Source organism: Tepidibacter aestuarii (assembly GCF_934924865.1).
Classification (GTDB): Bacteria; Bacillota; Clostridia; order Peptostreptococcales; family Peptostreptococcaceae; genus Tepidibacter_A; species Tepidibacter_A aestuarii.
Genome location: NZ_OW235315.1, coordinates 2,675,887 through 2,702,277 on the forward strand (window position 1 = coordinate 2,675,887; position 26,391 = coordinate 2,702,277).

General features: G+C 29.1%; 25 protein-coding genes. 1 reads left to right on the top strand and 24 read right to left on the bottom strand.

Annotated features, from left to right (window positions below):
• Positions 1-344: 344 nt before the first annotated feature.
• Genes M2214_RS13180 through M2214_RS13200 form a run of 5 tightly spaced genes read right to left on the bottom strand, consistent with a single transcriptional unit; the run spans position 345 to position 4,688 of the window.
• Complete coding sequence (locus M2214_RS13180) at positions 345-1,286, bottom strand: ABC transporter substrate-binding protein (protein ID WP_248479406.1); 942 nt, start codon at positions 1,284-1,286, stop codon at positions 345-347.
• A 41-nt stretch (positions 1,287-1,327) separates the two neighbouring features.
• Positions 1,328-1,972 (bottom strand): ABC transporter permease, encoded by a 645-nt coding sequence (locus tag M2214_RS13185; protein ID WP_248479408.1) that lies wholly within the window; start codon positions 1,970-1,972, stop codon positions 1,328-1,330.
• Positions 1,973-2,953 (bottom strand): ABC transporter ATP-binding protein, encoded by a 981-nt coding sequence (locus M2214_RS13190; protein ID WP_248479417.1) that lies wholly within the window; start codon positions 2,951-2,953, stop codon positions 1,973-1,975.
• A 33-nt stretch (positions 2,954-2,986) separates the two neighbouring features.
• Positions 2,987-3,643, bottom strand: a complete 657-nt coding sequence (locus tag M2214_RS13195) for an ABC transporter permease (protein WP_330651501.1) — start codon at positions 3,641-3,643, stop codon at positions 2,987-2,989.
• A gap of 43 nt (positions 3,644-3,686) precedes the next feature.
• The gene (locus M2214_RS13200; protein WP_248479421.1) at positions 3,687-4,688 is read right to left on the bottom strand and encodes a DUF169 domain-containing protein; all 1,002 of its coding nucleotides are present in this window, start codon (positions 4,686-4,688) and stop codon (positions 3,687-3,689) included.
• A 12-nt stretch (positions 4,689-4,700) separates the two neighbouring features.
• Here M2214_RS13200 and M2214_RS13205 point away from each other — a divergent pair, with 12 nt between their 5' ends.
• A complete protein-coding gene (locus tag M2214_RS13205) occupies positions 4,701-5,762 on the top strand; it encodes a uroporphyrinogen decarboxylase family protein (protein WP_248479423.1) in 1,062 nt (353 codons plus the stop codon).
• Between the two features lie 319 nt (positions 5,763-6,081).
• Here M2214_RS13205 and M2214_RS13210 read toward each other — a convergent pair whose 3' ends face one another.
• The 19 genes from M2214_RS13210 to M2214_RS13300 form a co-directional block, all read right to left on the bottom strand.
• On the bottom strand, positions 6,082-7,947 hold the full coding sequence (locus tag M2214_RS13210) for a sensor histidine kinase (protein WP_248479425.1): 1,866 nt from the start codon (positions 7,945-7,947) through the stop codon (positions 6,082-6,084).
• A 285-nt stretch (positions 7,948-8,232) separates the two neighbouring features.
• Positions 8,233-8,616, bottom strand: a complete 384-nt coding sequence (gene panD, locus M2214_RS13215) for an aspartate 1-decarboxylase (RefSeq protein WP_248479427.1) — start codon at positions 8,614-8,616, stop codon at positions 8,233-8,235.
• Positions 8,616-9,470 carry a pantoate--beta-alanine ligase gene (gene panC, locus M2214_RS13220; RefSeq protein ID WP_248479428.1) on the bottom strand — a complete coding sequence of 285 codons (855 nt, stop codon included), beginning with the start codon at positions 9,468-9,470 and terminating at the stop codon, positions 8,616-8,618. The genes panD and panC overlap by 1 nt, the downstream gene beginning before the upstream one ends.
• 34 nt (positions 9,471-9,504) lie before the next feature.
• Positions 9,505-10,338: a 3-methyl-2-oxobutanoate hydroxymethyltransferase gene (gene panB, locus M2214_RS13225; protein ID WP_248479447.1), complete on the bottom strand. Its 834-nt coding sequence runs from the start codon at positions 10,336-10,338 to the stop codon at positions 9,505-9,507.
• Positions 10,331-11,209 carry a Rossmann-like and DUF2520 domain-containing protein gene (locus M2214_RS13230; RefSeq protein WP_248479452.1) on the bottom strand — a complete coding sequence of 293 codons (879 nt, stop codon included), beginning with the start codon at positions 11,207-11,209 and terminating at the stop codon, positions 10,331-10,333. Before M2214_RS13230 ends, panB begins: the two co-directional genes overlap by 8 nt.
• 356 nt (positions 11,210-11,565) lie before the next feature.
• The gene (locus tag M2214_RS13235) at positions 11,566-11,967 is read right to left on the bottom strand and encodes an EamA family transporter (RefSeq protein ID WP_248479454.1); all 402 of its coding nucleotides are present in this window, start codon (positions 11,965-11,967) and stop codon (positions 11,566-11,568) included.
• Between the two features lie 43 nt (positions 11,968-12,010).
• Positions 12,011-12,793, bottom strand: a complete 783-nt coding sequence (locus M2214_RS13240) for a DeoR/GlpR family DNA-binding transcription regulator (RefSeq protein WP_248479456.1) — start codon at positions 12,791-12,793, stop codon at positions 12,011-12,013.
• A 19-nt stretch (positions 12,794-12,812) separates the two neighbouring features.
• Positions 12,813-13,625 (bottom strand): alkaline phosphatase family protein, encoded by an 813-nt coding sequence (locus M2214_RS13245; protein WP_248479458.1) that lies wholly within the window; start codon positions 13,623-13,625, stop codon positions 12,813-12,815.
• A gap of 15 nt (positions 13,626-13,640) precedes the next feature.
• Positions 13,641-14,603: a sugar phosphate isomerase/epimerase family protein gene (locus tag M2214_RS13250; protein WP_248479467.1), complete on the bottom strand. Its 963-nt coding sequence runs from the start codon at positions 14,601-14,603 to the stop codon at positions 13,641-13,643.
• A 19-nt stretch (positions 14,604-14,622) separates the two neighbouring features.
• Positions 14,623-15,636, bottom strand: a complete 1,014-nt coding sequence (locus M2214_RS13255) for an ABC transporter ATP-binding protein (protein ID WP_248479469.1) — start codon at positions 15,634-15,636, stop codon at positions 14,623-14,625.
• A gap of 19 nt (positions 15,637-15,655) precedes the next feature.
• On the bottom strand, positions 15,656-16,441 hold the full coding sequence (locus M2214_RS13260; protein WP_248479471.1) for an ABC transporter permease: 786 nt from the start codon (positions 16,439-16,441) through the stop codon (positions 15,656-15,658).
• Between the two features lies 1 nt (position 16,442).
• Entirely contained in the window at positions 16,443-17,288 is an 846-nt protein-coding gene (locus M2214_RS13265) for an ABC transporter permease (protein ID WP_248479473.1), read from the bottom strand.
• Positions 17,289-17,361: 73 nt separating this feature from the next.
• The gene (locus M2214_RS13270; protein ID WP_248479482.1) at positions 17,362-18,459 is read right to left on the bottom strand and encodes an ABC transporter substrate-binding protein; all 1,098 of its coding nucleotides are present in this window, start codon (positions 18,457-18,459) and stop codon (positions 17,362-17,364) included.
• Between the two features lie 23 nt (positions 18,460-18,482).
• Complete coding sequence (locus M2214_RS13275; protein ID WP_248479484.1) at positions 18,483-19,286, bottom strand: histidinol-phosphatase HisJ family protein; 804 nt, start codon at positions 19,284-19,286, stop codon at positions 18,483-18,485.
• A gap of 359 nt (positions 19,287-19,645) precedes the next feature.
• Positions 19,646-20,317 (bottom strand): YetF domain-containing protein, encoded by a 672-nt coding sequence (locus tag M2214_RS13280; protein WP_248479485.1) that lies wholly within the window; start codon positions 20,315-20,317, stop codon positions 19,646-19,648.
• Positions 20,318-20,460: 143 nt separating this feature from the next.
• Entirely contained in the window at positions 20,461-21,636 is a 1,176-nt protein-coding gene (locus M2214_RS13285; RefSeq protein ID WP_248479487.1) for a YibE/F family protein, read from the bottom strand.
• Between the two features lie 74 nt (positions 21,637-21,710).
• Entirely contained in the window at positions 21,711-23,201 is a 1,491-nt protein-coding gene (locus tag M2214_RS13290; RefSeq protein ID WP_248479489.1) for an alkaline phosphatase, read from the bottom strand.
• A gap of 491 nt (positions 23,202-23,692) precedes the next feature.
• Positions 23,693-25,129: a Na+/H+ antiporter NhaC gene (gene nhaC, locus M2214_RS13295; RefSeq protein ID WP_248479491.1), complete on the bottom strand. Its 1,437-nt coding sequence runs from the start codon at positions 25,127-25,129 to the stop codon at positions 23,693-23,695.
• Between the two features lie 56 nt (positions 25,130-25,185).
• Complete coding sequence (locus M2214_RS13300; RefSeq protein WP_248479499.1) at positions 25,186-26,379, bottom strand: MalY/PatB family protein; 1,194 nt, start codon at positions 26,377-26,379, stop codon at positions 25,186-25,188.
• Between the last annotated feature and the right edge of the window lie 12 nt (positions 26,380-26,391).

Genomic DNA, 26,391 nt, shown 5'->3' on the forward strand with positions numbered 1-26,391 from the left:
CCTTATACTTATACTTTTTATTAAAATCTTTAGACCTACCTCCAAGTAAAGATTTTACATTGTATGCATTTTTTTTACAAATTGTTTATTTTTATCACATTTTATTACCATATAAAATTTTTCTATCACTTGATTATTAAATCTATATCCCCATAATGACAACATAATTTTATGACTTATATATATAAGTCTTTCCAGCAAGAGTCTAAATGTAGACTTTTTTGAAACTCATAACAGAATTTATATTTATCTACAATTTCAAGAATAATATAATTTCCTATTCGTTATAAAGGAAAAACAGGAGAATAAACTCCTGCTTTGATATTTTTTAAAATTATTATTGTCTATTTAATTAAACCCTTTTCTTTTAAGAAATTTTCTGCTACTTCATCAATATTTTTTCCTTCTACATCAACAGATGCATTTAATTCCATAGCTGTTTTATCATCAAGCAGTTGGCTTAGTTTTTTTACTAGTTCAGGAAGTTCTGGATACTCATCTATTATTTCTTTTCTAAACACTGGAGTTGCATTGTAAACTGGAAAAGCCTTCAAATCATCTTTAAGTACTCCAAATCCTAAAGCATCAATAATTCCATCAGTTGTAAATCCCACAGTTAAATCAGCTTCATTGTTTTTTAGTGCATCATAAAATAAACCTAAATCAAGTAATAATTTATCTTCTTTTGGTAATTCAAAACCATATACGCCTTGTACATGCTTCATTCCATCAGGTCTTTCAAAATATTCTGGGTTAGCAACAAATTTCAAATGATCTCCTTCACGAATAAACTTAGCCATATCTGAAATTGTTTTAATTTCATTCTTATCCATTATGTCTTTTCTTGCTACAATACAATATGTATTGTTTAATGGAGCATAATCAAGCCATACAATATTATTATTTTTTTCATCCCACTCTTTAACTAAATTATAACTTTCCTCTGACTCAAATACAGGTTCATGCTCCATAAAGTGAATTAATACTGTTCCCGTATATTCCCAGTAAGCATCAATTTGTCCTGATGTAAGTGCTGTTCTTATAATTCCAGTTGCACCAAGTCCAGTTTCATCAACCACTGGATAACCATTATAATCTAAATATTTTGCAAGCATTTTTCCTAAAAGAATATTTTCAGTAAATTCTTTTGAACTAATTTTTATAGGAGTCGTCTTTTTACCTTCGGATGATGGATCTGCATCTTTTACACCTGAACATCCTACTAATCCAAGTGATGACGTTATTAATAATACTAACATAAGTCCATATAAACAAAATTTTTTCATAATTTTTTTCTCCCTTTCTATTTATTTAAGCAAATCAACGCCTAATCGATTCTCATCCCAATAGGAGTATATCTCTGCTCAATGTACCCTAATATTCTATCTAAAAAAATGGCAAGGATTGCACCAAGGCCAGCACCTACAATCAAATATTCAGGCCAAAACATATTTAGTCCACTTGATATCAAAACACCTAACCCACCAGCACCAATAAAACCAGCTAAAGTAGCTGCACTAACCACATATACAGTTGAAGTTTTTATTCCATTTAACATGACTGGCAAAGCCAATGGTATCTCAACCTCGAATAAGATTCGTCTCTGTGACATACCCATGCCCATAGCTGCTTCTTTCACATCACCACTGACCTCCAATAAACCAACAATTGTACTTCGAGTGATTGGCAAAAGACTTTGAAGTATTAAAACAGTAATAGCAGGTCTATACCCTATTCCTAAAATTGGCATTGCTGCAGCTATAAATGCAAAAGAAGGTATGGTCTGTAAAACGTTTAATATATTTAAAATAATATTGGCATACTTTTTATATTTATATCGAGTTAACATGATCCCGGCAGGAACAGCAATGGTTATTGCTATACTCATTGTTATTAAAACCAACATAATGTGTATTGCTAAATGAGTTGGAGCCTGTTCAAAAATAGCTTTTTGAACACGTAACCAGTTCATCTACTCACCCTCTTTTCTATTCATATACTTTCTAATATCTTTGAATGAAAGGACTCCAAACAATTCACTTCCCCTTAATACCTTAACATACTCTGTATCATTTTCAATCATTACAGATAATGCATCTTGCAAAGAAGTATTCATCTGAACAACAGCATTTTTCTTATTAAATACTATATTTCTTTCTTCATTCATTGTGCAGTCGATAGATTTAACAATTTCCCCTGCACATACTAAATTTAAATTTTTAACTATTCTATTTGATCCTATAAAATCCTTAACAAAATCATTAATCGGATTTGTAAGTATATTTCTAGGTGTATCATACTGTACTATTTTTCCTTCATTAAATATTGCAATCTTGTCTCCCATCTTAATTGCTTCATTTATGTCATGCGTCACAAAGCAAATAGTCTTTTTTAGTTCCTTTTGTAGACGCAAGAATTCATCTTGCAAATGATTTCTAGCAATAGGATCAACTGCTCCAAATGGCTCATCCATTAGCATAATAGGAGGATCTACAGCCATTGCCCGTGCTACCCCCACCCTTTGCATCTGTCCCCCACTCAGCTGTGAAGGGTACTTGAATCTTTCCACTTCAGGATCTAATCCAATCACCTCTAATAATTCTATCACTCTACTTTTAATTCGCTCTTTTGGCCAGCCATATAAACGTGGAACGATAGCGATATTTTCTTCAATTGTCTTATGAGGTAATAATCCAATTTGTTGAATCACATATCCAATTCCCATTCTAAGTTGATCTGGATTACTTTCTCTAATATCTTTACCTTCTATTTTAATCCTTCCACATGTAGGTTCAATCATCCTATTAATCATACGTAAGGTAGTACTTTTTCCACAACCAGATGGTCCAAGAAATATACAGGTTTCTCCCTTATTAATATGAATTGACAAATTATCTACTGCAGGTTTTGTTTGTCCTAAATATTGTTTTGTCACTTCTTCTAGTTTAATCAAAGGTTCGTCTCCTTTCTCCAATTTATTTCTGACCTATCTATTAACTTTTCCAACTCTCAGTCCTTTAGAAATCAATTTCTTTTCAATAACCCCCAAAATACTATCAAGAATAACTGCAATGCTAGAAATAAGCATAGCCCCTACAATGATCATCTCCATATTTGATCTTGCTAAGCCGTGTGCAATAAATCTTCCCAAATTTCTTTCGCCAATATATGTGGCAATGGCAGCAATGCCTGTTGTCATAACAACGGTTACTCTAAAACCTGCAAAAACAACAGGAACAGCTAATGGTAATTGAATTTCAAACAAAATTCTTCTGGGGTTCATCCCCATTCCTCTAGCTGCTTCAATTACTGTCTTATCCACTCCTTTGATACCTTGATATACACTTCTAACCAATGGCATCATTGAATATAAGACTAAAGCAGTTAATGCAGATTTTCTTCCTAGTCCTAAGAAAGGAATTGTAATAATCACAGAAAATAAAGCTAAACTAGGTATGCAAAAGATGATATTAGCAATTTCCATCGTTATTTTAGCCCATGTTGCGTTTCTTGTTATGAAGATCCCAACAGGTACCCATATCAATAAAGAAATTACGACTGCCCATAAAACAAGTGTAAAATGATTTTTCATATATTCAGTAATTACTGGTGAATTTTTATTAATAAATTCAATTAATTTCAAGTCCATTCACCTCTATCTTGATTATTTAATGTTTATGGCTTACTTACTCATCTAATTTGGCTACTCCAATAGAAGAATCGTAATAATTCTGGCCCTTAATGATATTAATCTCTACTCCTCTTTCTCTTGTTCTTTTAATAATTTCTTCTTTTTTGTTATCAGGTTCAGTTGGATTAAGGGTTTTTAAAATACCTTCTAAGACATTTAAAAATATTTTATATGGCATTCCAACTCCCATTTCACTATCTCTCCATTTACATGAAAATCTTGTATTTGCACACAAGAGTGAAACATTGATATCATTGTTTTCATAGGGCCTTGCAGTAAGTTCTGAACAGACTCCCTGATTACCTGCAAATCTTATATTTTTAGCCATTCCATAGGTATAACTATACCCTTGAGAAACTCTCATAATATTATAAGGATTGGAAATCATTATGACTACATCAGGCTCAACTTCAAACTTTTCAAGTGGCTGAAGTATTACTCCATAAATATGGTCATTTATATATGTAACTTTATCATGTACATTCTTTGCTGTTCCCAAGCTGTTATATAATCCATATGAATAGTATTCTCTGCCTGATTGAATGTAAGAATCAGTTTTTTTTATTCCTAGTGCCCTAGCAGATGAATTGCACTTAAAATGTTCCGCTCTAGCCTTAACACACTTTCCACTTGATGCAATCTTTACCATCATGCAATATGAAAGTTTATTTTTTGCTGGCTCAACATTAAAAGAATTAAAATCTTCCTCTGAAAATAGGAACTTTATTCCCACTATTTTTTTATCCATATTAAGACAAAAATATAATTTCTCTATCTCAGCATTAATTCTAATATTTTCGATATTTCTTCCTCCTCTTCTAAAAATACATTTTATGACGAACTTCAACATATCCCTTATAATTGTACATAAGTTATATTGTTTTGTTAAATAAAAAAACTCTATAATTATCCCTAAGTGTATAATATTTTCTAATAATGCTATGATTAAGATTAAAATACTTAAGATTGATGTTATAATTTCTATTATACTTATCAAACGGAGGTACATATGAGTAAAGATCAATTAACATCGTCTGAAAGGATGCATGGACTTATAAATGGCACCTATTTAGATAGAGTTCCTTTTATATCATTAGCAACAATGTATGCTGGTAATTTAGCAGGATTATCATCTGAAGAATTTTTTTTAAATCCCCAAGCCTCCTTTGATGCACAAATTCTTTGTGCTGAACTTCATGGGTGCGATGGGTCTCCTGGATTTGATTTGCCTGGATGGATGGGATGGGATTTTGGAGGAGAAATTTCTTTTTCAAGTACTAGAAAAATTGCAATACCTAAATTTAAAAAAAGAGCAGTGGAAAACACTAAGGATGCTGAAAATCTTAAGTTACCATGTTTAAACAAATCCTATGGTTTCAAAAAAAGACTTGAGTTTTACAAAATTTCTAGAAAAAACAATTTTTCTGTATCCATACCTGCTGGTTCTCCACTTGAAATAGTGGGTCATATAATAGACCCTTCTCTTTTAATAAGATGGTATTATAAAAAACCTGAACTCGTTCATAGATTACTTAGATTAGCAACAGACCATATTTTAAATATTGCTGATTACTATATAAAAGAATTTGGAGTAGAAAATTGTTCGGCTTTTTCTTGTTATCCCTTAGAGTCAAATACTATGGTTTCTCCAAAGATATTCAAAACTTTCAGTTTTCCATATATATTAGAAATTCATGAACAACTCAAACAAAAAGGAGTTAAAAATTTTGGAATACATCTTTGTGGAGATCATAAATTGAACTTAGAATATTTTAAAGAAATTTCACTACCAGAAAGAAGTCTTATCAGTGTAAGTGAAAAGATGGATATTGAACTAGTAGCAAAAACCTTCGGAGATCAATATATCATTGGAGGAAATGTTCCCTCCACTCTCCTTTTATCAGGAAATCAAAGAAAAGTTTTTAATGCTTCAAAAGATATAATTGAAAAGATGAAATACCATAAAGGTGGTTTTATACTAATGCCATCTTGTGACCTTCCACCAGAAACTCCACCATTAAATCTTTATGCTATGCTTAAGGCTTCAAGAGAATTCGGAAGTTACACATAATATCAAGTAAATCTATAGAAAAAGTTTTAATTAGGATAGGGTACGGCGATTAACCATCGACCCTTCTTACCTAGGAATGAAGGGTATATTACTTTAGGAATAACAGTGAATATGTATGAAATACCATCTTGACATTAATTATTTGCCCAGAGGTAAATAAAAAAGACCGCCTGGTTATAGTAATGCCCAGGTGGTCGGCTTAGTTAATTTAGCGTCACTATGTAAAAAAGACAATAAAACTACAATAATGGTTATATATGACATATAAGAAGCAGTACTCCGCAAATGACAATCTAATTTCATGAGGATTTACAAACTATTATTCATATATATCCGAGAATTCAATGTGAATTTTTTCTACATTAGTTTGTTGTGCAAAGTCATCTAATGTATATATATTCTCTTCTTCATCAATAGTTTTAATAGGTAATTCAATAATAAACTCTGTTCCTTTTCCATATTCACTTTTAACAGAAATTTTACCACCATGCAATTCAATTAAAGATTTAATAAGAGATAAACCTATTCCGCTTCCCTCATGTTTTCTACATAATAAATGATCAACCTGTCTAAATCTTTCAAAAATCATTTCTTGTTTTTCTTTTGGAATTCCTATCCCTGTATCTTTTACTGAAATTATAATATTTTCTGCTCCATCATAAATTTTAACTTCTATTTCATCATTAGGTTTTGTGAATTTAATAGCATTAGAAATAAGATTTAGAATAATTCTTTCCATTTGCTCTGGATCAAAAGCTATAATTCTTTCTTCTACATTTGTATCAAATATAATTGTTCTTGACTTGCTTTTTGCATATTCTACAGTAGATAAAGTTATATTTTCAATAACCTCTACAATATTTTTATTTTGCAAATTTAGTTCTACAAATCCAGAATCTATTTTAGTAATATCAATTAAGTTATTAACTAATCTCAATAGTCTATAACAATTTTGCTTCATTATATTTATGTGTTTATTAATTTTTGCAGTTTCAAAGTTTTCATTATCATTTTCAACATATAAAGGTAATAGTTGTGTTGTAGAAAAAATTATATTTAGTGGAGTCTTCAATTCATGAGATATATTAGAAAAAAATTCAGTCTTCAGCCTATCATATTCAAGTGTTTCTTCTAACAACCTTTTATTTTCTTTTATCAATGTATTAAAACTTTTTGAAAGTACACCTATTTCATCTTTGCTGTCTATATCACATTGAACTGATAAATCGCCTTTGGTAGCTATTTCCATATGTTTTTTTAGTTTATTAATAGGTTTAACTAAAGTATCTGTAAGATAATTTAATAATATTAGAATTAAAACGGTAATACCAATTCCTATTAGTAGGATATAATTTCTTAATACTAATATACTCTTAGTTTCCTCATCGTAATTAACACTCATTCCTATAGACCATCCTGTTGATTTTATAGGCATATAAGAAACTATTTTTTTCGTCCCATAAAGTTCATAATATCTTATTCCGACTTCTCCATTTATCATCTTTTTACCAAAATCAACAACAGATTTATTTTCATCATTTAATATATTACATTTATATATTAGATTCTTATTTGCATGAGCCATCACTAAACCATTTTTACTAATCATATATGCATAACCACTAGTTCCTAGTTTTTCATCATTAATAATATCTGTAATAGTAGATAAATTTACACCTACGCCAACCAATCCTATAATATTTTCATTATCATCTTTAATAGGTGCTGCAACAACAATAATATAATTTCCAGTAGATTTTGATATTATAGGTTTTGAAATAGTTGTATTTCCGCTACTTATAACTTCATGGAAGTAATCTCTATCTTTAATATTACCGTTAGCTCCAATGGTAGATAAATAATTACCGTTTGTATCAGCAATCAAAAAAAAGTCATATTCTTTATCATCTAATTCTTTATTATTAGAAATATATTTTTTAAGTTCTTCATAGTCCATATTTTTTGTTGTATCAATTGAAGCAAGCATACTTACTGCTGACTTCCATTTTTCTAAGTGATATTCAACATCAACTACTAGCTTTTGAGCTTTATTTTGAGCCAACAGTTCGACATAATCTATTATTATATGTTTCGATTTATTATATACGACAAAAGATAATATTAGAATCCCTATTATAGATAATAAAAATACAGGTATCATTATTTTTTTCTTTAAACTTTTCATGTATTTATTCCTTCCCTTAACCTTCCCTTAATATGTAAAGTATATTATTGACGAATTTTCCTGTATATTAAATTGTTTTATTAGATAATAAATTTGACATAAAACGAAAAAATCCTTTTTATATGCAAAACATGGAATAAAGTGTACAAAACTGTAACTATAAGTGGTACATTATTCATCGTCATTTCTGATTTTCGGTTTATCCTGAATAGAAAATAGAGGATGTATATATATAACCACCCTCTATTTTTTATATAATAGATAATTATTTGTTTAAGATATATTTTATTTAATATCTCCATGAATTTCTTCATTAATAGCTTCTACTACTCTATTATTTTCATCTAAAACCAAAATTTTAGGTCTTAAATCTTTAACTTCCTTTTCATCTACAAGACAGTATGCAATTATTATTACCTTATCACCAGGCTGAACTAACCTAGCTGCTGCACCGTTAAGACATATTATACCACTGTCTTTTTCTCCTTCTATAACATATGTTTCAAGTCTTGCTCCATTATTATTATTTACAATTTGAACTTTTTCTCCTGGAAGTATTCCTGATTGTTCCAAAAGAAAAGAGTCTATCGTTATACTTCCCACGTAATTAAGATCTGCTTCAGTAATTGTAGCTCTATGAATTTTTGATTTAAACATATTAAGTAGCATTACTCTACCTCCAAATAGATATTATCAATAAGTCTAGTTTTTCCAATTTTTACAGCAAGTGCAACAAGAGCTGTTCTATCTATAGTTTCTATATCTTCTAAATTCTTAGCATCTACTATTTCAACATAATCAATATCTGCAAGATTTTGAGTTTTTATATTATTTATAATGAACTGTTTTAATTTTTGTACATTTTTTTCACCATTTAAAAACATTTCTTTTGCAGTAAAAAGTGATTTTGAAAGTATTAAAGCCTGTTTTCTCTCTTCATTATTTAAATAAACATTTCTAGAGCTAAGTGCAAGTCCATCATGTTCTCTAACCAAGGAACAAGGTATTATATTTATATCATAATTAAGTTCTTTTACCATTTTTTTTATTATAGCAACCTGTTGTGCATCTTTTTGTCCAAAATATGCATTTGTAGGCTGAATAATGTTAAAAAGCTTTGCAACTACTGTTGTAACACCTTTAAAGAAAGTAGGCCTTGATTTTCCACAAAGTTTTTTGGTTATTTCTCCTTCTATATTTACAAATGTTAAGCTGTTTTTTTCATATATTTCATCTTTTTCAGGTGCAAATACTATATCTGCACCTGATTCTATTGCTAAATTATAATCTCTTTCAACATCTCTTGGATAACTATCAAAATCTTCATGTGGTGCAAATTGAGTTGGGTTTACAAACACACTAACCACTACTAAGTCATTTTCTTTCCTTGCTCTTTTTATAAGAGATAAATGTCCTTCATGTAGATATCCCATAGTTGGAACAAATCCTATAGAAATTTCTTTTCCATCATCTGCTTTTCTTATTTCTTTTCTTACTTCCTTTATTGTTTTTATAATACACATATTGAATTCTCTCCTTATTATAAGCTGTATATTTTTAATAAAGCTTTTCTAGAACACCTTCATCAATTGAAAAAGTATGCTCTTTAGATGGAAAATCCATTGATTTCACTTCAGATATATATTGTTTTGTTGAATGTACAATATTATCTTTTAAATTTGCATATTTTTTTACAAACTTTGGAGTAAAGTCTGAAAACATTCCAAGCATGTCATTAGTAACTAGAACTTGTCCATCACAATTGTTTCCTGCACCTATTCCTATTGTAGGTATAGTAAGTTTCTCGGTTATTATTTGTGCTAATTTTGCAGGGATTCCTTCAAGTACTATTGCAAATACTCCTGCTTTTTCTAGCTCAATAGCATCATTTATTATTTTTTTAGCTTGATCTTCACTTTTTCCTTGAACCTTAAATCCTCCAAACATATTTATTGATTGAGGAGTTAAACCTAAATGTCCCATTACAGGTATTTGAGCTTTTACTATTGCTTTTACCTTATCTGCAACTTCAACTCCACCTTCTAATTTTACTGCATGCGCTTTACCCTCTTGTATTATTCTCCCAGCATTTCTAACTGTATCTTCTATGTTTATGTGATATGATAAAAATGGCATATCTCCAACTATTAAAGCATTCTTTGCTCCTCTTGAAACAGCTCTGCAGTGATGAATTATATCATCCACAGTCACTTCAAGAGTTGATTCATAACCAAGTACAACCATTCCAAGAGAATCCCCTACAAGTATACTTTCTATACCTGCTTCATCAATAAGTTTAGCTGTTGAATAATCGTACGCTGTAAGCATTGTTATTTTCTCACTTTTATTTTTAGACTCTAAAAACGACGTTACTGTAAATTTTTTATTCATCATTTAGTCCCCCTTGTAAAATATTTTTTAGTATTTCAATTTTTTCTTTATTTCGTGATGGTACCTTTGATGAAAGGTCTAACGTCATAAGAGCCATGGTTTCATAAAATGAAAGTTTTTGAGGAATATTTACCTTTATTGAGTTTAAATGATTTTCTATTGTATTAATATCTCCCCTAGCCAGTGGGCCTGTAAGTGCATTTTTACATCCTAAATTTTTAATATTTTCAATAGTTCCTTCAATTAATGGATACACTGCTTCAAAAGCATCCTTTTCATCAATTCCTATTGAATCAAAAAAAGAAAGTCCAAAATCCATTAAAGTTACTAAATAGTTCGAGATCACACAGGCTCCAGCATGATAGATGTTTTTTGAATTAGAATCAATTTTAAAATACTTATTTTCTGTCTTTTCTAAAATTGATTCTAAAACATCTATTTTTTCAATGCTTCCTTCAATTGTAAAAACTGTATTTTCAAGCTTTTCAACTGATTTTTCCACGTTAGCAAATGATTGTAGAGGATGCATTGAATAAATATAACATCCAAATTTTTCAATACTATTCAATATGCTTGATGAGTGTGAACCGCTCATATGTACTATGATTTGGCCTTCTTTTAAAATATTTTCCTGAGACAATTTATTGACTGCACTTTCTATCGAATCATCATTCGTAGTAATAAATATAATATCCGATATTTTAATCATATCTGATAAGCTTTCATATGGCGTTGATTTTGTTAAATAAGATGCTTTTTTTGCTGATTCAAAGTTTTTACTGTAATAACCAATTACATCAAATCCCTTTCGGCTTAAATAAAGTCCGAAGGCAGTACCTACTTTTCCAGCACCTATAAAACAAATTTTCAAATATATCACATCCTATAGAATAAAAAATACCCTCTCTGCCTTTTAAAAATAGACATAAAGAGGGTGCAAAAAAACAAACCCTTTTTTTGAGCATATCAAAAAAAGGGTTTATAAATAACATATACCACAGTCTCAGTCCTTAACGGCTCAAAGCATAAAATAAAATATTAAATTTTTCAAAAGGTAACTTTCAATTTAATTAAATGTGTATAGTTCTTATGATACCATCACACTAATATTTTAACATAGTATCTAAAAATTACAAATAAAATTATAGTAAAAAAATAGAGACTTTTATAATTATTAAACCAGACTCTATTTCTAAATAGTACAAAATCATTAAATTTTTTATTAGCTTATTTCTTCATTAAAATTAACCCCATAACACTTAAACATATGCCAACTATATTCGTTATAGATAATTGCTCTTTAAAAATATATAATCCAACAAATACTAGTACTAAAGTTGTAATAATATTAGCAAAGAGTGGTGCTATATTTATGCTCCAACCACTTCTATATACTAATAAAAATCCTATTTCTAAAACAAAAATAGCCACCCCTAGTATATACGTTGCCCAATTTAGTTCTTTAAAAGAAACTAGTATATTTTTATTTTGAAATATTAATGCTGAAGCAATAGAACAAACTAATGCAACAGAATAAGTCACTATCATTGAAGCAAATGGGTTTATATTTTCATTTATGGATTTTTGGCATATGTTATAAAATACCGTTGCAATAATTACTAGCATCATTGAAAAATAATACATTTTAAATTCCCTTTCTAGACAATTATTTTTATGCCTTTATCCAAATAATTTCATGTTTATTTAATGTGTCTTTCCATTCATTTGGCGTCTCTTCATCACAAACAATTATATTAACATCTTGAATTTCTGAAATTTTATAAAAATTCCTTACTCCTATTTTTGAATGATCTGCAACCACTACAACTTCTTTTGATGTTTCCATTATCTTCTTTGATAAATTTGCTTCATTTATATCAAATCCAGTTATCCCATTTTGTATATTAATTCCACCAACAGCTATAAATGCTTTATCTACATAGAAATTATTCAAAAGATTTTCACTTATAGGTCCAATGCATGATAATTGATCAGTGTTTATTTCTCCACCTAGAAAAATTATCTTTCCATCAAACACTCCCTTATTTTTTAAGTCTATCATTATATTAAGGGCAGCTACAGAATTTAGTAGTAATGTAATATTTTTTTTATCTTTTAAATGATATAGTATTTCACAAGTAGTAGTTCCAGCATCTATAGCTATTACTTCATTATCATTAACTAGACTTGCTGCTTTTCGTCCTATTTTTTGTTTTTCTTCTCTATAAACGTCTCTTCTTTGCATATGAGAAGGTTCTTGTTTATCAAAAGAAATTTTTATTGCCCCACCATGTATTCTCTTTAATTTATGTTCGCCTTCTAAAGCATATAAATCTCTTCTAATTGTTTCTGTTGTAACTCCAAATTTTTTAGCAAGCTGAGCAACAGATACTTTTCCATAATTGTTTAATTCATTTAATATAAGATTTTTTCTTTCATCTATAAAGTTATTCAAAGTTATCCCCCTTACTAATTTATTTTAGTCCTATAAACTTTTCCTTCATCATTTTTTTACTAGGCTCTATACCTAATATTTTGCATATTGTTGGAGCAATTATTAATTGATTTACTTCCTTACAATCAGTATCAATAAATGATTCTCCTATTGTCCACATAGGAACAAGTCTTTCATCATCTTCTATTCCTCCATGGCCATGGTCTTTATTCATTCCATGATCAGCAGTAACTATAATATTATATCCTTCTTCAATCCATGTTGGTATATGATTTGACAATATAGTATCAACTTCTATTGCTTTTTTTCTATATTCCTTAGATTCAGATGAGTATTGGTGTCCTATTTCATCAATGCCCATAGGATGTATTAATAAAAAATCTGGATCATACGCTTTTCTTATATATTCAGCGTCTAAAAAAAGGTGACTGTCTGGATAATTATCATCATAGTAAAACATACCGTTTTGTATATTCTGTGCTGAATCATTTTGGATTCTATCTTCTATATAATTAAATGGTGACTTATTATATAATTCACTTACCCAGTGATATGCTGCTGCACCTGTCTTTAGTCCTGACTTTCTTGCTATACTAAATATACTTTCTTCTTTAGATCTTCTATTTATATTATTATTTGTAATGCCATGCTCTATTGGATTTGTTCCAGTTAATATAGTCTCATATAAAGGTCTAGACATACTAGGAAGAGCAGCTATTACTTTATATAATTGAGCTTTTTTCATTTCTACAAGATGATGCATAAATCCCATTCTAGATATACCTGTGTTATAATTTAGACCATCTAAAATTACCAATATAACTTTCTGCATTTTGGCCTCCTATTTTTATCTACAATACTTGTCTCTAAGTCCTAGTACATATTTAACAGATTCTTCAACACCCTTCATTTGTGCTTTAAGCAAACTTATTAAATGTTCTTCTGGAGGATAATAATACTGCGATGGTTTTATTACACTCGGATCAAAAGGTGTCTCTTCAACTTTAAATGCACCTTTTCCTAATTCAGATACACCACCTGTACCTTTTTCCCTTTTAAATATCGAAACATAAGGATAACACATTTCAATATTTATTCTTGTTAGAGTTGAATCATTAACTAATATTTCAAAACATTTTTCTAAATCTATATTACCTTTTCCTACTGGAACTCCACATACTCTATATTGGTCTTCATCCTTTATAATGATATGATCCTTAAAATGTGTTGTATATGCATAAGGAGCTAACTTTCTAACTGCATCAACAGGTTCTTCCCATGCCATCATTGAATTTCCGATATCACAATGCACTCCAACCCATGGGCTGTTAACTTCTTTAACTATTTTAATTACTTCATCTGCGGTTTCTTCTTCATGGTTTTCAACAGCAAGTTTTATTCTATACCTTTTAAGAAGTGGAACTATTTTCTTTATATCTTCTGGTGCTCTTTCTAATCTTTCACGCTCATATCCATTAAAACAGCAATAAGTTCTAATTACATCTGCACCAATTGTATTTGCAACATTTATAACCTTCGTTAAATGCTGTGGATCAGTGCCCCTTGTATCAATTTCAGCGAATAATCCATATTTTTTTATCTCTTTTCTTACTCTTTCTAAATGATCTGGGTCTTCTCCTCCAAGAGTACCCCATTCAGGATGAATATATTTATCACCAGGCAATGCTATAATATTTATCATTACACCATCAAGCCCTAATTCAGCAGTCTTTCTTATAAATCCGAATATATCCATTAATCCATTTTGAAACGCTAAATGATAGCTCTCAGTTTCTAATCCTATTCTCATATATATTTCTCCTTTTTATTTATTTTTCAAAGAATATACATTTTTTCTTAGGTACAAATATATTTACTTTTTCTCCTAATTTTATGTCTTGTAAATCATCATTTATAACATCTACATTTATACTAAATCCATTTTTTATAACTTCATATCTTATTGTATTACCAATTACTGAAACGTCAGCTACTGTACAATCTTTTAAATTATATTCTTCATTTGAAATATCATCCTTGCTTATTTGTATAACCTCTGGTCTTATTGCAACTTCTTCTGCATTTATATTTTTCTTAAAATACTGTTCAAATACATCTTTACTAAAAACATTATAAGTTCCTATAAACTTTGCTACAAATGAAGTTTTAGGGTTATTGTATAATTCTTGAGGAGAACCTTTTTGCTCTATTTCTCCATTATTCATCAGGTAAATTTCATCTGATATAATCATTGCTTCTTCTTGATCATGTGTTACAAATACACTTGTTATATCTAGTTCTCTTTGTATTTTTTTTATCTGAACTTGAAGATTTTTTCTTATTTTTCTATCTAGTGCACTAAGTGGTTCATCAAATAATAGTATTTTAGGTTCTAATATTATAGAACGAGCCAAAGCAACACGCTGCTGTTGTCCTCCTGATAATTGATGAGGATATGAATTAGCTTTATCTGAAAGCTCAACCAAAGATAATACTTCTTTAACCTTTTTATCTATCGTTTTTTTATCCATCTTTTTTAACTTTAAGCCAAATGCTATGTTATCGTACACAGTCATATTTGGAAAAAGAACATACTGCTGAAATACCATTCCTACATCTCTATCTTTTGGCTCCTTACTTGTTATATCTTCTCCATCTACTATAATAGAACCACTATCTATACTTTCAAGACCAGCAATACTTCTAAGGAGTGTACTTTTACCACTTCCACTTGGGCCTAATAATGTTATTAACTTTCCTTTTTCTATATTTAATGAAGTTTTCTTTAATACTTTTAAATCTCCAAAACTTTTTTCAACATCTTTTATATTTAAATAACTCACTATTTTCACCTCAATATTTTTATTTTTCTACTTGTGCACTCTTGCTTAATTTCAGTGCAGCATAAGAAATTACTAATACAATTACAAAGTATGTTGTAACTAATGCACTTGAAATATGCCCTGATTCTTTTAACATTTCAAATAACATTATTTGTATTGTTTCATACCTTCCACCAATAAGAAGATTAACTAATGCAAATTCACCTAATAATATTGAAAATGATAACAGAACAGAAACCTTTATACCTGGTAAAATATTTGGAACAACTACCTTAGAAAATGCCTTTGTCTTTGTTGCTCCTAAAAGTTCACTTGCTTCTACTAACTGTTTTACATTTATATTTCTTAAACTATTCCTAATACCTTGATACATATATGGAAGTATAAATACTGAATAAGCAAATACAAGTATCCATATTGAACTGCCTAAAGTAGATGAATATAATCTTATTAATGATATTGCAAGTACTACTCCAGGTATTACATATGGCATTAATACTATACTTTGTAATATTCTTTCATACTTTGGTAAATACACGCTTACTACAAATAATGCTAGTAATACTGCAATTAAAGTTATTATTATTGGAACTATAGCAACAAACAAAGAACGTCCCATTGCATGCCAAAATCTCATATCGCTAAATAAACTTGTATACCACTCAAACGTATATCCCTCAGGAAGTACTGTTTTATACCAATCGGTTGAAATAGAGTATATAAAAATTGCTACTAAAGGAAGTAATAGGTACGTTACAAGTAGTCCTATAGTTGTTTTATGCAGCCACATCTTCTTTTTTATCATGTTATCCTCTCCTAATGTATTTGCTCATTTTTTCATTTATTATCATAGTAGTTATTGTTGTTATACCTAGTATTACAGCTAAAGTAGCAGCAAGCTCTGGTTTTGGCATCACATCTCCAGTAACAAGTGAGCCTATTCTTATAGTCAATAGATTATAGTTACTTCCTACTAATGCGTAAGCTGTTGCATAAGCACCCATAGCATTTGCAAATAAAATACTCAATGTTCCTACTATACCTGGTAATAAAACAGGAATTCCAATTTTAGCCCAAAATTGAAGTGAGTTAGCCCCTAACAGCATAGCTGATTCTCTCCATTCTTTTTTTATTCCTAAAAAAGATGGATACAAAAGCATTACTGCTAATGGTATTTGAAAATATACATATGTTATTATAAGTCCGGTCCAAGAGTATAAGGTAAAATTAGTAAATGTGTTTATACCCATTTTTTTTAGTAATAAAATAAATATCCCAGAATTTCCAAGTAACAAAATGTTACCTAAAGCTAAAGGCACCCCTGAAAAATTTGAAGTCATATTTAATATCGTTATAATGCGATTTTGTCCTTTTTCTCCAAAATTAGAAATTGAATATGCACATACTAATGCAACTGCTAGTCCAAATAAACTAGAAATCAAAGATATATTTATACTATTTTTAATTGCTACTAAATAAAATGTATTTGTAAGTACTGTTTTGTAATTTTCTAAAGTAAACATGCCACCTAGATTACTTTTGAAACTATCTACAATCATTGTAAAGCTTGGTATTAATAAGAATAATCCAGTTAATAAAACAAAAGGTAAAACTGATTGAATTATAAAAAATGATGTTCTTTTATTTTTCATTTATACTACCTCTTTCTAAGTTATAATTATCTAAGATAATAAGAGGTTAACCTCTTATTATCTTAGAATTAAATTATTTCATATAAACTAAAACTTGTTCTTGCCATAACCTTCCTATATTTTCAACTGTTTTGCTCCATCCTTCAAAATCTTTTATCTCTTTAACATTTTTATATTGCTCATTAGGTAATAACATAGCTTGAACGTCTGCTGGTAATTCAACATCTTCTCTTACAGGTTTTGCATATCCTTTTGCTAAGTTTATTTGACCTTCATCACTAAATATATATTCACGAGCTAGCATTGCAGAATAAGGATGTTGTGCATATTTGTTTATTATAGTTGTGTATCCTGTACGAACACTTGCATCTGATGGTATAGCTACATAGAATCTATCTCTATCTATCTTGTCTCTATAAGCTAGGGCATTAAAATCCCATATTAATGTAACATCTACTTCACCATTTTCTATACTTGCTAAATCATTTTTACCAGTCAAAAGTCTACCTTGCTTAGCAAGTTCTGCAAAGAAATCAAGACCTGGTTGTATATTATTTTCATCTCCACCAAAAGCCATAGCAGCTGCTAAAACAGCCATTTGTGATTGAGTACCAGTAGTAACATCATCAACACATACATTGTAATCACCTTCTAATATATCCTGGAAAGATTTTGGTGGATTATCAACTAATTCTTTATTTGCTAATATAGCCATTGTTCCTGTATATGCTAACATCCAGTTTCCTTCTTCATCCTTTGCCCAATCAGGCACGCTATCCCAATGAGAAGTCTTATATGGTAATGTTAATCCTCTTTCCTTTGCTACAGGACCATAAGACCAACCCACATCCCCTATATCTGCTGTAGGATTTTTCTTTTCAGCTTCTAGTTTTGCTATTTCTTCAGCACTAGATAAATCTGTATCAGAATGCTTAAGTCCGTACTTTTTATTTAAATCATTCCAAGTATCTTTCCAGTTTGCCCAGCTATCCGGCATACCTATACTTACAACTTCTCCTTCTTCTTTAGCTAACTTTGTAATTTGCTCAATTGTAATATTAGGATCTATTGTATTTCCTTTGATTTCTTCATCTTTAGTACCACAACCTACTAAAGAAGTAGCTAATATAGTTGATGCAATTATTCCTGTAACAAGCTTTTTAAATTTCATTATAATTCCTCCCTGATTTGGTTTTAAATTTTTATGAAACTTGGTTTTCTGTTTTTAAATTGCGTAATTTGTTTAAATCCAATTTTTTTAAGTTGATCTATTGCTATATCAAAGTCTGCACACAAGTCCTTGCATCTATGTGCATCAGATCCTAAAGTTATTATTTCACCTCCCATTTCAAAATATCTTGTCAATATATCTTTACTAGGATGAAAATTATCCAATTTATACCTTAATCCTGATGTGTTAACTTCAATTCCTTTTCCATTTTTTATAATCATATACAATATTTCATCTATAATAGCTTTATAATCTTCATACTTTAATACCTTATTCTTAAAATTCCCATATCTAACTATAAAATCTAAATGTCCATAAACATCACAATTATCAAAATTCTCAATAGTATGCTTTAACATTTCAAAATATTTTATATATCCTTCTTGTTGACTTTTTCCTTTAAACAAATTTCCTGTATCAAGCTCTATTCCTTCCCAAGCATGTATTGATCCAATTACAAAATCAAAATCATATGAACTTAGTAATTTATCTATTTTGTTATTTAAATTAGGCTGATACCCGATTTCAACTCCCATCAAAATATCAATTTCTTTATATTTCTTTCTAAATTTATTAATACTTCTCATATACTCTTCATAGTCTATTTCAAATGAAATTTTATTATTTGGAAAATCAAAATCCACATGGTCTGTAAACATTACTTCTTTTAACCCCAATTCTATTGCTCTATTTATAACATCTTCCATTGGTGTGTTACAATCTCCTGAGAATTCTGTATGTACATGATGATCAGTAATAAACCTCATTGTTTTGCTCCTTTCAAAACTTATCTGTTAACTACATTTTAAAGAATACATGTTAACTGAATATTAAATCCATGTTGGTTTTTTGTTTTTTTTGTTTATTTCTTGTTAAATTACAATACAAAAACAAATTTAACAACAATAATCCAACGTATTTATACTTATTTATAATAAAAAAACAACCCTCATTTAACAAAAATGAAAGTTGTTTTTTCGCAAAATACAAAACTAAAACAATATTTATTCTAATTTTTTAGACTATATACATATATATAAAATTCCCATTATCTTAATAATATAAATTATATTAACTATATTATAATAATGAGTGTGAATGCATATAAAACCTTATATAGTAGAATTTATTTTTTATCTATATATATAGTTCCATCACTTTTTATTTCGGCATAAAATACTTCGTCAATTCTATTTATTCCAGCTTCTTTTAATTGTTGATATAACCATTCATGATTTATATTTAATTCTTTTAAATTTTTATTAATTAATTTCCCGTCTACAATAATTTCACTAGGTATATACATAGGCTTAGTTACTTTTATAGTCATATCTTTTTTTGTAACTTCTTGATAATCCACTTTTTTCAACACACTTAATTTACCATCTGGTTCTAAAATAGCATACTCTACTTCACTAATTGAAAAAATACCATCATTTCTAAGCATCATACTCAAATCATCCATATTTATTCTCATTTCTGCTAATCTTTCATTAAGTATTTTCCCTTTTTTTATTACAATAGTAGGCTCTCCATCTAATACAACTCTTGCTTTAGGAAATTTTAAAGAAATATAATCAATAAAGATAGTTAGAAAAGTCCAGCAAATCAAACTTACTATTCCATTTATTAAAGAAATATTTGATTGAGCTGAAAAATTAGCTGCAATAGAACCAAGGGTAATTCCTGTTATATAATTAAAAAAAGTTAATTGGCTCAGTTGTTTCTTTCCTAATATACGAGTTAGAAGTAATAACACCATAAAAGAAATTATAGTTCTTAATATTATGTCTAACATACTAACATCCTTTCTTAAAGTATTAATCTCCTATATCTTCCCCATAAAATCATATTTATTTCTAGTATTTTCATAAAACCATATCTTTTTTTATTAAATAATTATTTAAAGCAATACGCATCATGTAATAGAATCTACAAAATTTATTTTACAGATATTTTTTTACTAGTATATAAATTTTTGTTTTTATTTGAATCATTTTGAAACTTAAAATCATATGAATAAATCCATCCTGCAAAAACTGCAGTTATAGGTGCTACTAGAATAAGCCCTATACTACCAACTACAGTTCTCATTATTTCTGCTGATACCATTTTTAAATTTAATATTTGAGTTAAACTTGTTTGCCTAGTCGTAAATAACATAAGTAATGTTAAATACCCTCCTGAATAAGCCAATAATAAAGTTGTAGTCATCGTTCCTATTACCGATCTTCCTACATTAAACCCAGATTTAATTAAATCTTTTCGGGATATATCAGGCTTGTTTATTCTTATTTCTTCCATAGAAGCAGCTATATCCATAGCTATATCCATAGAGGCTCCAGAAGCTCCTATTATTATAGATGAATAAAAAATATGTTGCATATTCAGATTCATATATCCACTAAATATTAGTGTTTGAGCAAAAGGAGCTGTCATTCCATATAACTCCATTTGATTTCCAAAAAATACAGTTATTATTATAGTTGAAATAAGTCCAAATATAGTCCCTACAAATGCTGATATTCCTTTTTTATTAAAGCCTGCAACAGAAAATATGATTATTGCTGATAATAATGCTAATGTCAAAGTCGTAGTTATTAATGGATTTTTTCCTTCTAATAAATTAGTGATTAAAAATTGCCATATAACAAATAGACTTGCAATAAAAGAAAAAAGTGCTTTTAATCCTATTAACTTTGCATAAACCAATAAGCATAAAACAAATACAGCAAATAATATTAATTGCCAACCTTGTCTATATAAAGAAACTACTTTTGCTCCAGTAATCATATCATTTTCAACCATTAACGAAACTAATATTGTATCACCTTCTTTACAAAATTCATCAATTTCTAAACTCCCAACTAAATGGTTTACTGAATTTATTTGTTTATTTTTAAATTTAGAATTAAGTATTTTAATTTCTAATTGTTGGTCTCCAATTCTAGATATACCAGCTTGATTAACATTACTATTATCAGCTTTTAATACTTTAGCTTTAGCTTCTATATAATCATTGCTCTCTTGTGATTTGTAATCACTATAACCATGGACTACAGAAAATACTAAAAATAAAATAAACAAAAATATAAAAATCTTGTATTGCCTTTTCATATATCAGCACCTCTTATCATTTAATAATTATATAATAAGAGCCAAGTATAAACTTGACTCTTAAACTAATTAAATTATTTAGCTTTCTTAATTTCAGTTAATTTAAAATCCATTATCTCAGCCATAGTTTTTGCTATTTCAGTATTATCTTTAAATCCTTCAAAAGCTTGTGCATTTACCCCTATTGCTGACATAGGTATTTGAGTTGCAGAGTGAGCAAAAGTTGTCCAGTAAGCATTTGCTCTTTTTGATAATATATGAGTAGTTGCTATAGCAACAGGATTATAAGATCCATATGTTTTTTCATCTTTTTGTCCCTTATCAACTATATCCATAGCCTTATTTAATTCTTTTAATTCTTCTTGCGTTAAATCTTTCAATCCAAAATTATCTTGTATATATTTTATGTACTCTTCTCTATTTCCGTTATATACATTTTGTAACGTATCCTCAACTGAAACTTTTACATCTTTTAGTTGATCTAATTTTAGGAAATAATTTTTGCCAAATCCAAGTCCCATTCCACCTGTTTCATGGTCTCCTACTACAACTATTAAAGTTTCATCTTTATGTTCCTGATAAAAATCTATAGCTTCTTTTACAGCTTTATCAAAAGCTACTACATCATGAATAACTCCTGTTAAATCATTTGCATGTCCTGCATGGTCTATTCTTCCACCTTCAACCATTAAGAAAAACCCATCTTCATCTTTTGATAAAGTTTCTATAGCTTTATCAGTTATTTCAGCTAAACTTGGAACATTATTGTTTTGCATTCTATCAATTTCATATGGCATATGTGATCCCGTAAATGCAGCAAACACCTTTTCTTGTTCAGATGGCTTATAATTTCTAAAACTATCTGATTGCTCTGCTCCATAAAATACTTTATAGCCTTGGTCATCAAATTCAGATAATAAGTTTCTATCATCTGTTCTCTTTGACTTGCCAATACTCGGCATAGCATCAACCCAGCCTTGTGGAAGGAAGTGTCTTGCTCCACCACCTGCAAAGAAATCAACTCCACTATCTAAGTAGTCTAATGCTATTTCATTTTCATTATTTCTGCTAATATTATGAGATGCAAATGATGCAGGAGTAGCATGAGTTAGTCTAGTAGTTGTTACTATACCTGTTGCTTTTCCATTTCTTTCAGCTTCTTCAATTAAAGTTGTTACATCTTTTCCATCTGGCGTTTTTGCAATTACTCCATTATTAGTTTTATTTCCTGTCGCTAAAGCTGTTCCTGCTGCTGCTGAATCAGTTACTAAAGAATTTAAAGAATGAGTAGTATTAATACCAACAGATGGTAAATTGTTTATGTTTAGTTTAAAATCTTTATTTTTTGTCGTTTCTTGCACATAATATTCTGCTGCTTGTCTTTGAGCAGCTCCTAAACCATCTCCTATAAAATAAAATACATATTTAGGAGCTTTACCATTAATATCACTTTTTCCACTAGCTGATACATTATCCAAAGGTTTATTTCCAAAATTACCTACTAATAACGTAAAAGCCAATGCTCCTGCGAAAATCTTAGATTTTAAATTTTTTTTACTAAGCATTTCATTATTCCTCCGTTATGTAAATTTTATTAATTCCATGGACAAGTATATATAAATTTTGTTAATTGTATATTGATTTGATGTTATTTTAATGTTAAGTAGAAATATTTATCTTTAGAGGAAAAAGACATTTTAAATAATAAAAGGAAGTCATATTTGAATAAATAAGCATTATCAAATATAACTTCCTTATAAAATTTTTTACTTATTTCAATACTTTTGAATTTTATAATTAGTTATAATCTTTAAAATTAATCCTAAAAAGAATATCCCTAAACTCATAGTCCATGCTCTTAAGCCAAAGGGTGAAATTAACAGATTAAATCCAGCTATAAAACAAGTAATATAATAAATTAAATGCACTAATAAGTTTTTTAAAATCCCCTTTACTTTAATCATCCTAAAACATAAATAAGCTAATCTTAGATTTATAAAAGCAAGAAGCACTCCAATAATATCCTGAATTATATAGTAATAATGAAATTCCATATCTATTCATTATTTTCTAAGCAACATGCACTTGTATTTTGGACTTCCAATTCTTCATCAAATGTAGTCATTGTAATTCCTGTTGCTCCATAGAAAAGTGAAATAATAGGTGTAATCCAGTTTAAAAAACAATATGGAATAAACTCGTATGGACTTACTCCAAGTGTTTGACTTGCAAATATAGCATTTGAATTCCAAGGAATTAAAGGTGCTCCAAGAGTGGCTGTATCTTCAATAATTCTGGATAAATTTTCTGGTTTAAGTCTAAATTCCTTATACAGTGGTGTCATCAAGGTACCCACAAGTACAGATGTAAACATCATAGAAGAACTAAAAGCATTTGTAAAGTAACTTACAATAAAAGTACAGCCAACGAGTTTTGTTCTTGAGTTCCCTATTCTTTCAATCATTGGAGTTAAAAGAGCTTCTAAAAATCCAACCTTTTGTAATATTCCAGCTATTAAAAATACTATAAATACAAGCAATACAGTTTCAGCCATACTCATAATTCCACCACGATTTAGTAGTTTATTTGCATAAACCATACCTGTATCAATCGAATATCCTGATAAAAGATAGTTTAAAATATCAGACACAGCTTCTCCTTGTCTAAATACTGCAAGAACACAACCAACAACAGCTGAACTAAGAATAGATACAATTGCTGGCTTTTGCATAAGTAAAAGAATAAATAAAAATATAATAGGTATAAATTCAACAAATCCTATTTTGAAATTTGAATCTAAAATACCTAGTACCTGATTAATTTGATTATAATCAATAGTTTTATCTGCATATTTAAATCCAATTACTGTATATAAAACTGCTGAAATAATATAAGCTGGCCCGGTTGTATATATCATATGCTTGATATGGCTAATTAACTCTCCTCCACAAACTGCTGGAGCAAGATTTGTAGAATCAGACAATGGAGACATCTTATCTCCAAAGAAAGCTCCAGAAATAATTGCACCTGCTGTTAATCCTGCTGGTACTCCAAGACTCGAGCCAATACTAATCATAGCTAAACCAGCTGTTCCAAGTGTTCCCCAAGAAGTCCCAGTCGCAAGAGATGTAAGAGAACATAAAAGTAAAGTTGTAAGTAAAAAATATTTAGGAGTAATAATTTTTAATCCACCATAAACTATAGAAGGAATAGTTCCACATGCAATCCAAGCACCAATCAGTACCCCTACAGATAATATTATAATATTTGATTGAAATGCATCCTTTCCTACATCATATGCAAATTCCTCTAATTCTGAGTTTTTGTAACCTAATCTCATAGAAGCTGGGATAACAATCAACCAAGACAATAAAAACATAGTAATAATAGATGCTCCAAATCCAATCATACCAACCATCACTAAAACTACAATTGAAACTATAAGAGTCAGTGAATACCCAAAGGTTGGTTTTTGTTTTATATTTTCTGCCATTTCAACATCCTCCTTAAACTTTATTTGTTCTTTAATCAAAATATCAGAATAATACTTTATAAAGAAACACTGTTTTCAAGTGAATCAACAGCTTTTTTAAGTCTCTCTAAAGATTCTTTAACCATAGATCTTGGACAGGCTAAATTGATTCTTTGATAACCTTTTCCTTCAGGGCCAAAAGATAAACCTGTATTAAGTGCTACCTTTGCTTTTTCCTTAATTAAATTCGACAAATCATCATCATCTAATCCTAACTCACTAAAATCTAACCACACTAAATAGCTTCCTTCTGGTTTTACTACATTTATCTGTGGAATATTTGTTTTAACATAATCAATTAAAAAATCTACGTTTCCTTCTAAATATTGCAATAATTCTTCTAACCACTCTTCTCCATTATTATAAGCGGCTTCAGTGGCTACAAGACTAAAACAATTATTTCTCTTTATATCTATTGTAGTAAAAGCTTTATCTAACATCTTATAATCATCTTCATTTGGTAAAACTACTACCGAAGTTTGAAGTCCTGCTATATTAAATGTTTTAGTTGGTGCAATACAAGTTATACTATTTTGGGAAAATTCTTCACTAATAGACGCAAATGGTGTATGCTTATAACCTTTAAAAATAATATCACTATGTATTTCATCAGAAATAACCTTTATATTATTCTTTAAACAAATTTCCCCTAATCTTATAAGTTCTTCTCTTTCCCATACTCTACCAACCGGATTATGAGGATTACAAAGAATAAATAATTTAACATTTTTATCTATTTTACTTTCTAAATCTTCATAATCCATTACATATCTTCCGTTTTCATCCTTCTTCAAAGAATTTACAATCAATTCTCTATTATTATCCTTAACAACATTAGCGAACGGACTATATACAGGCTGTTGAATTATTATTTTATCTCCTTCATTAGTAAGTTGTTGTATCAAAAGACTTATTGAAGGTATAACCCCAGGGCTATAAATAAGCCAATCACTTTTAATATCCCAATTATGTCTTCTTTTAACCCAGTTCACTATAGACTCATTATAAGAATCCGGTCTAGTTGTGTAACCGTAAATCTCCTGATCAAGCCTGTCTCTAATAGCATCTACTATACAAGGAGCTGCCTTAAAGTCCATATCAGCTACCCACATAGGAAGTAAATCATTACTTCCATATTTTTTCTCCATTTCAGACCACTTCGCTGAAAAGTTATCACTTCTGTCGATTATACAATCAAAATCATACTTCATAATAAAAAGTCC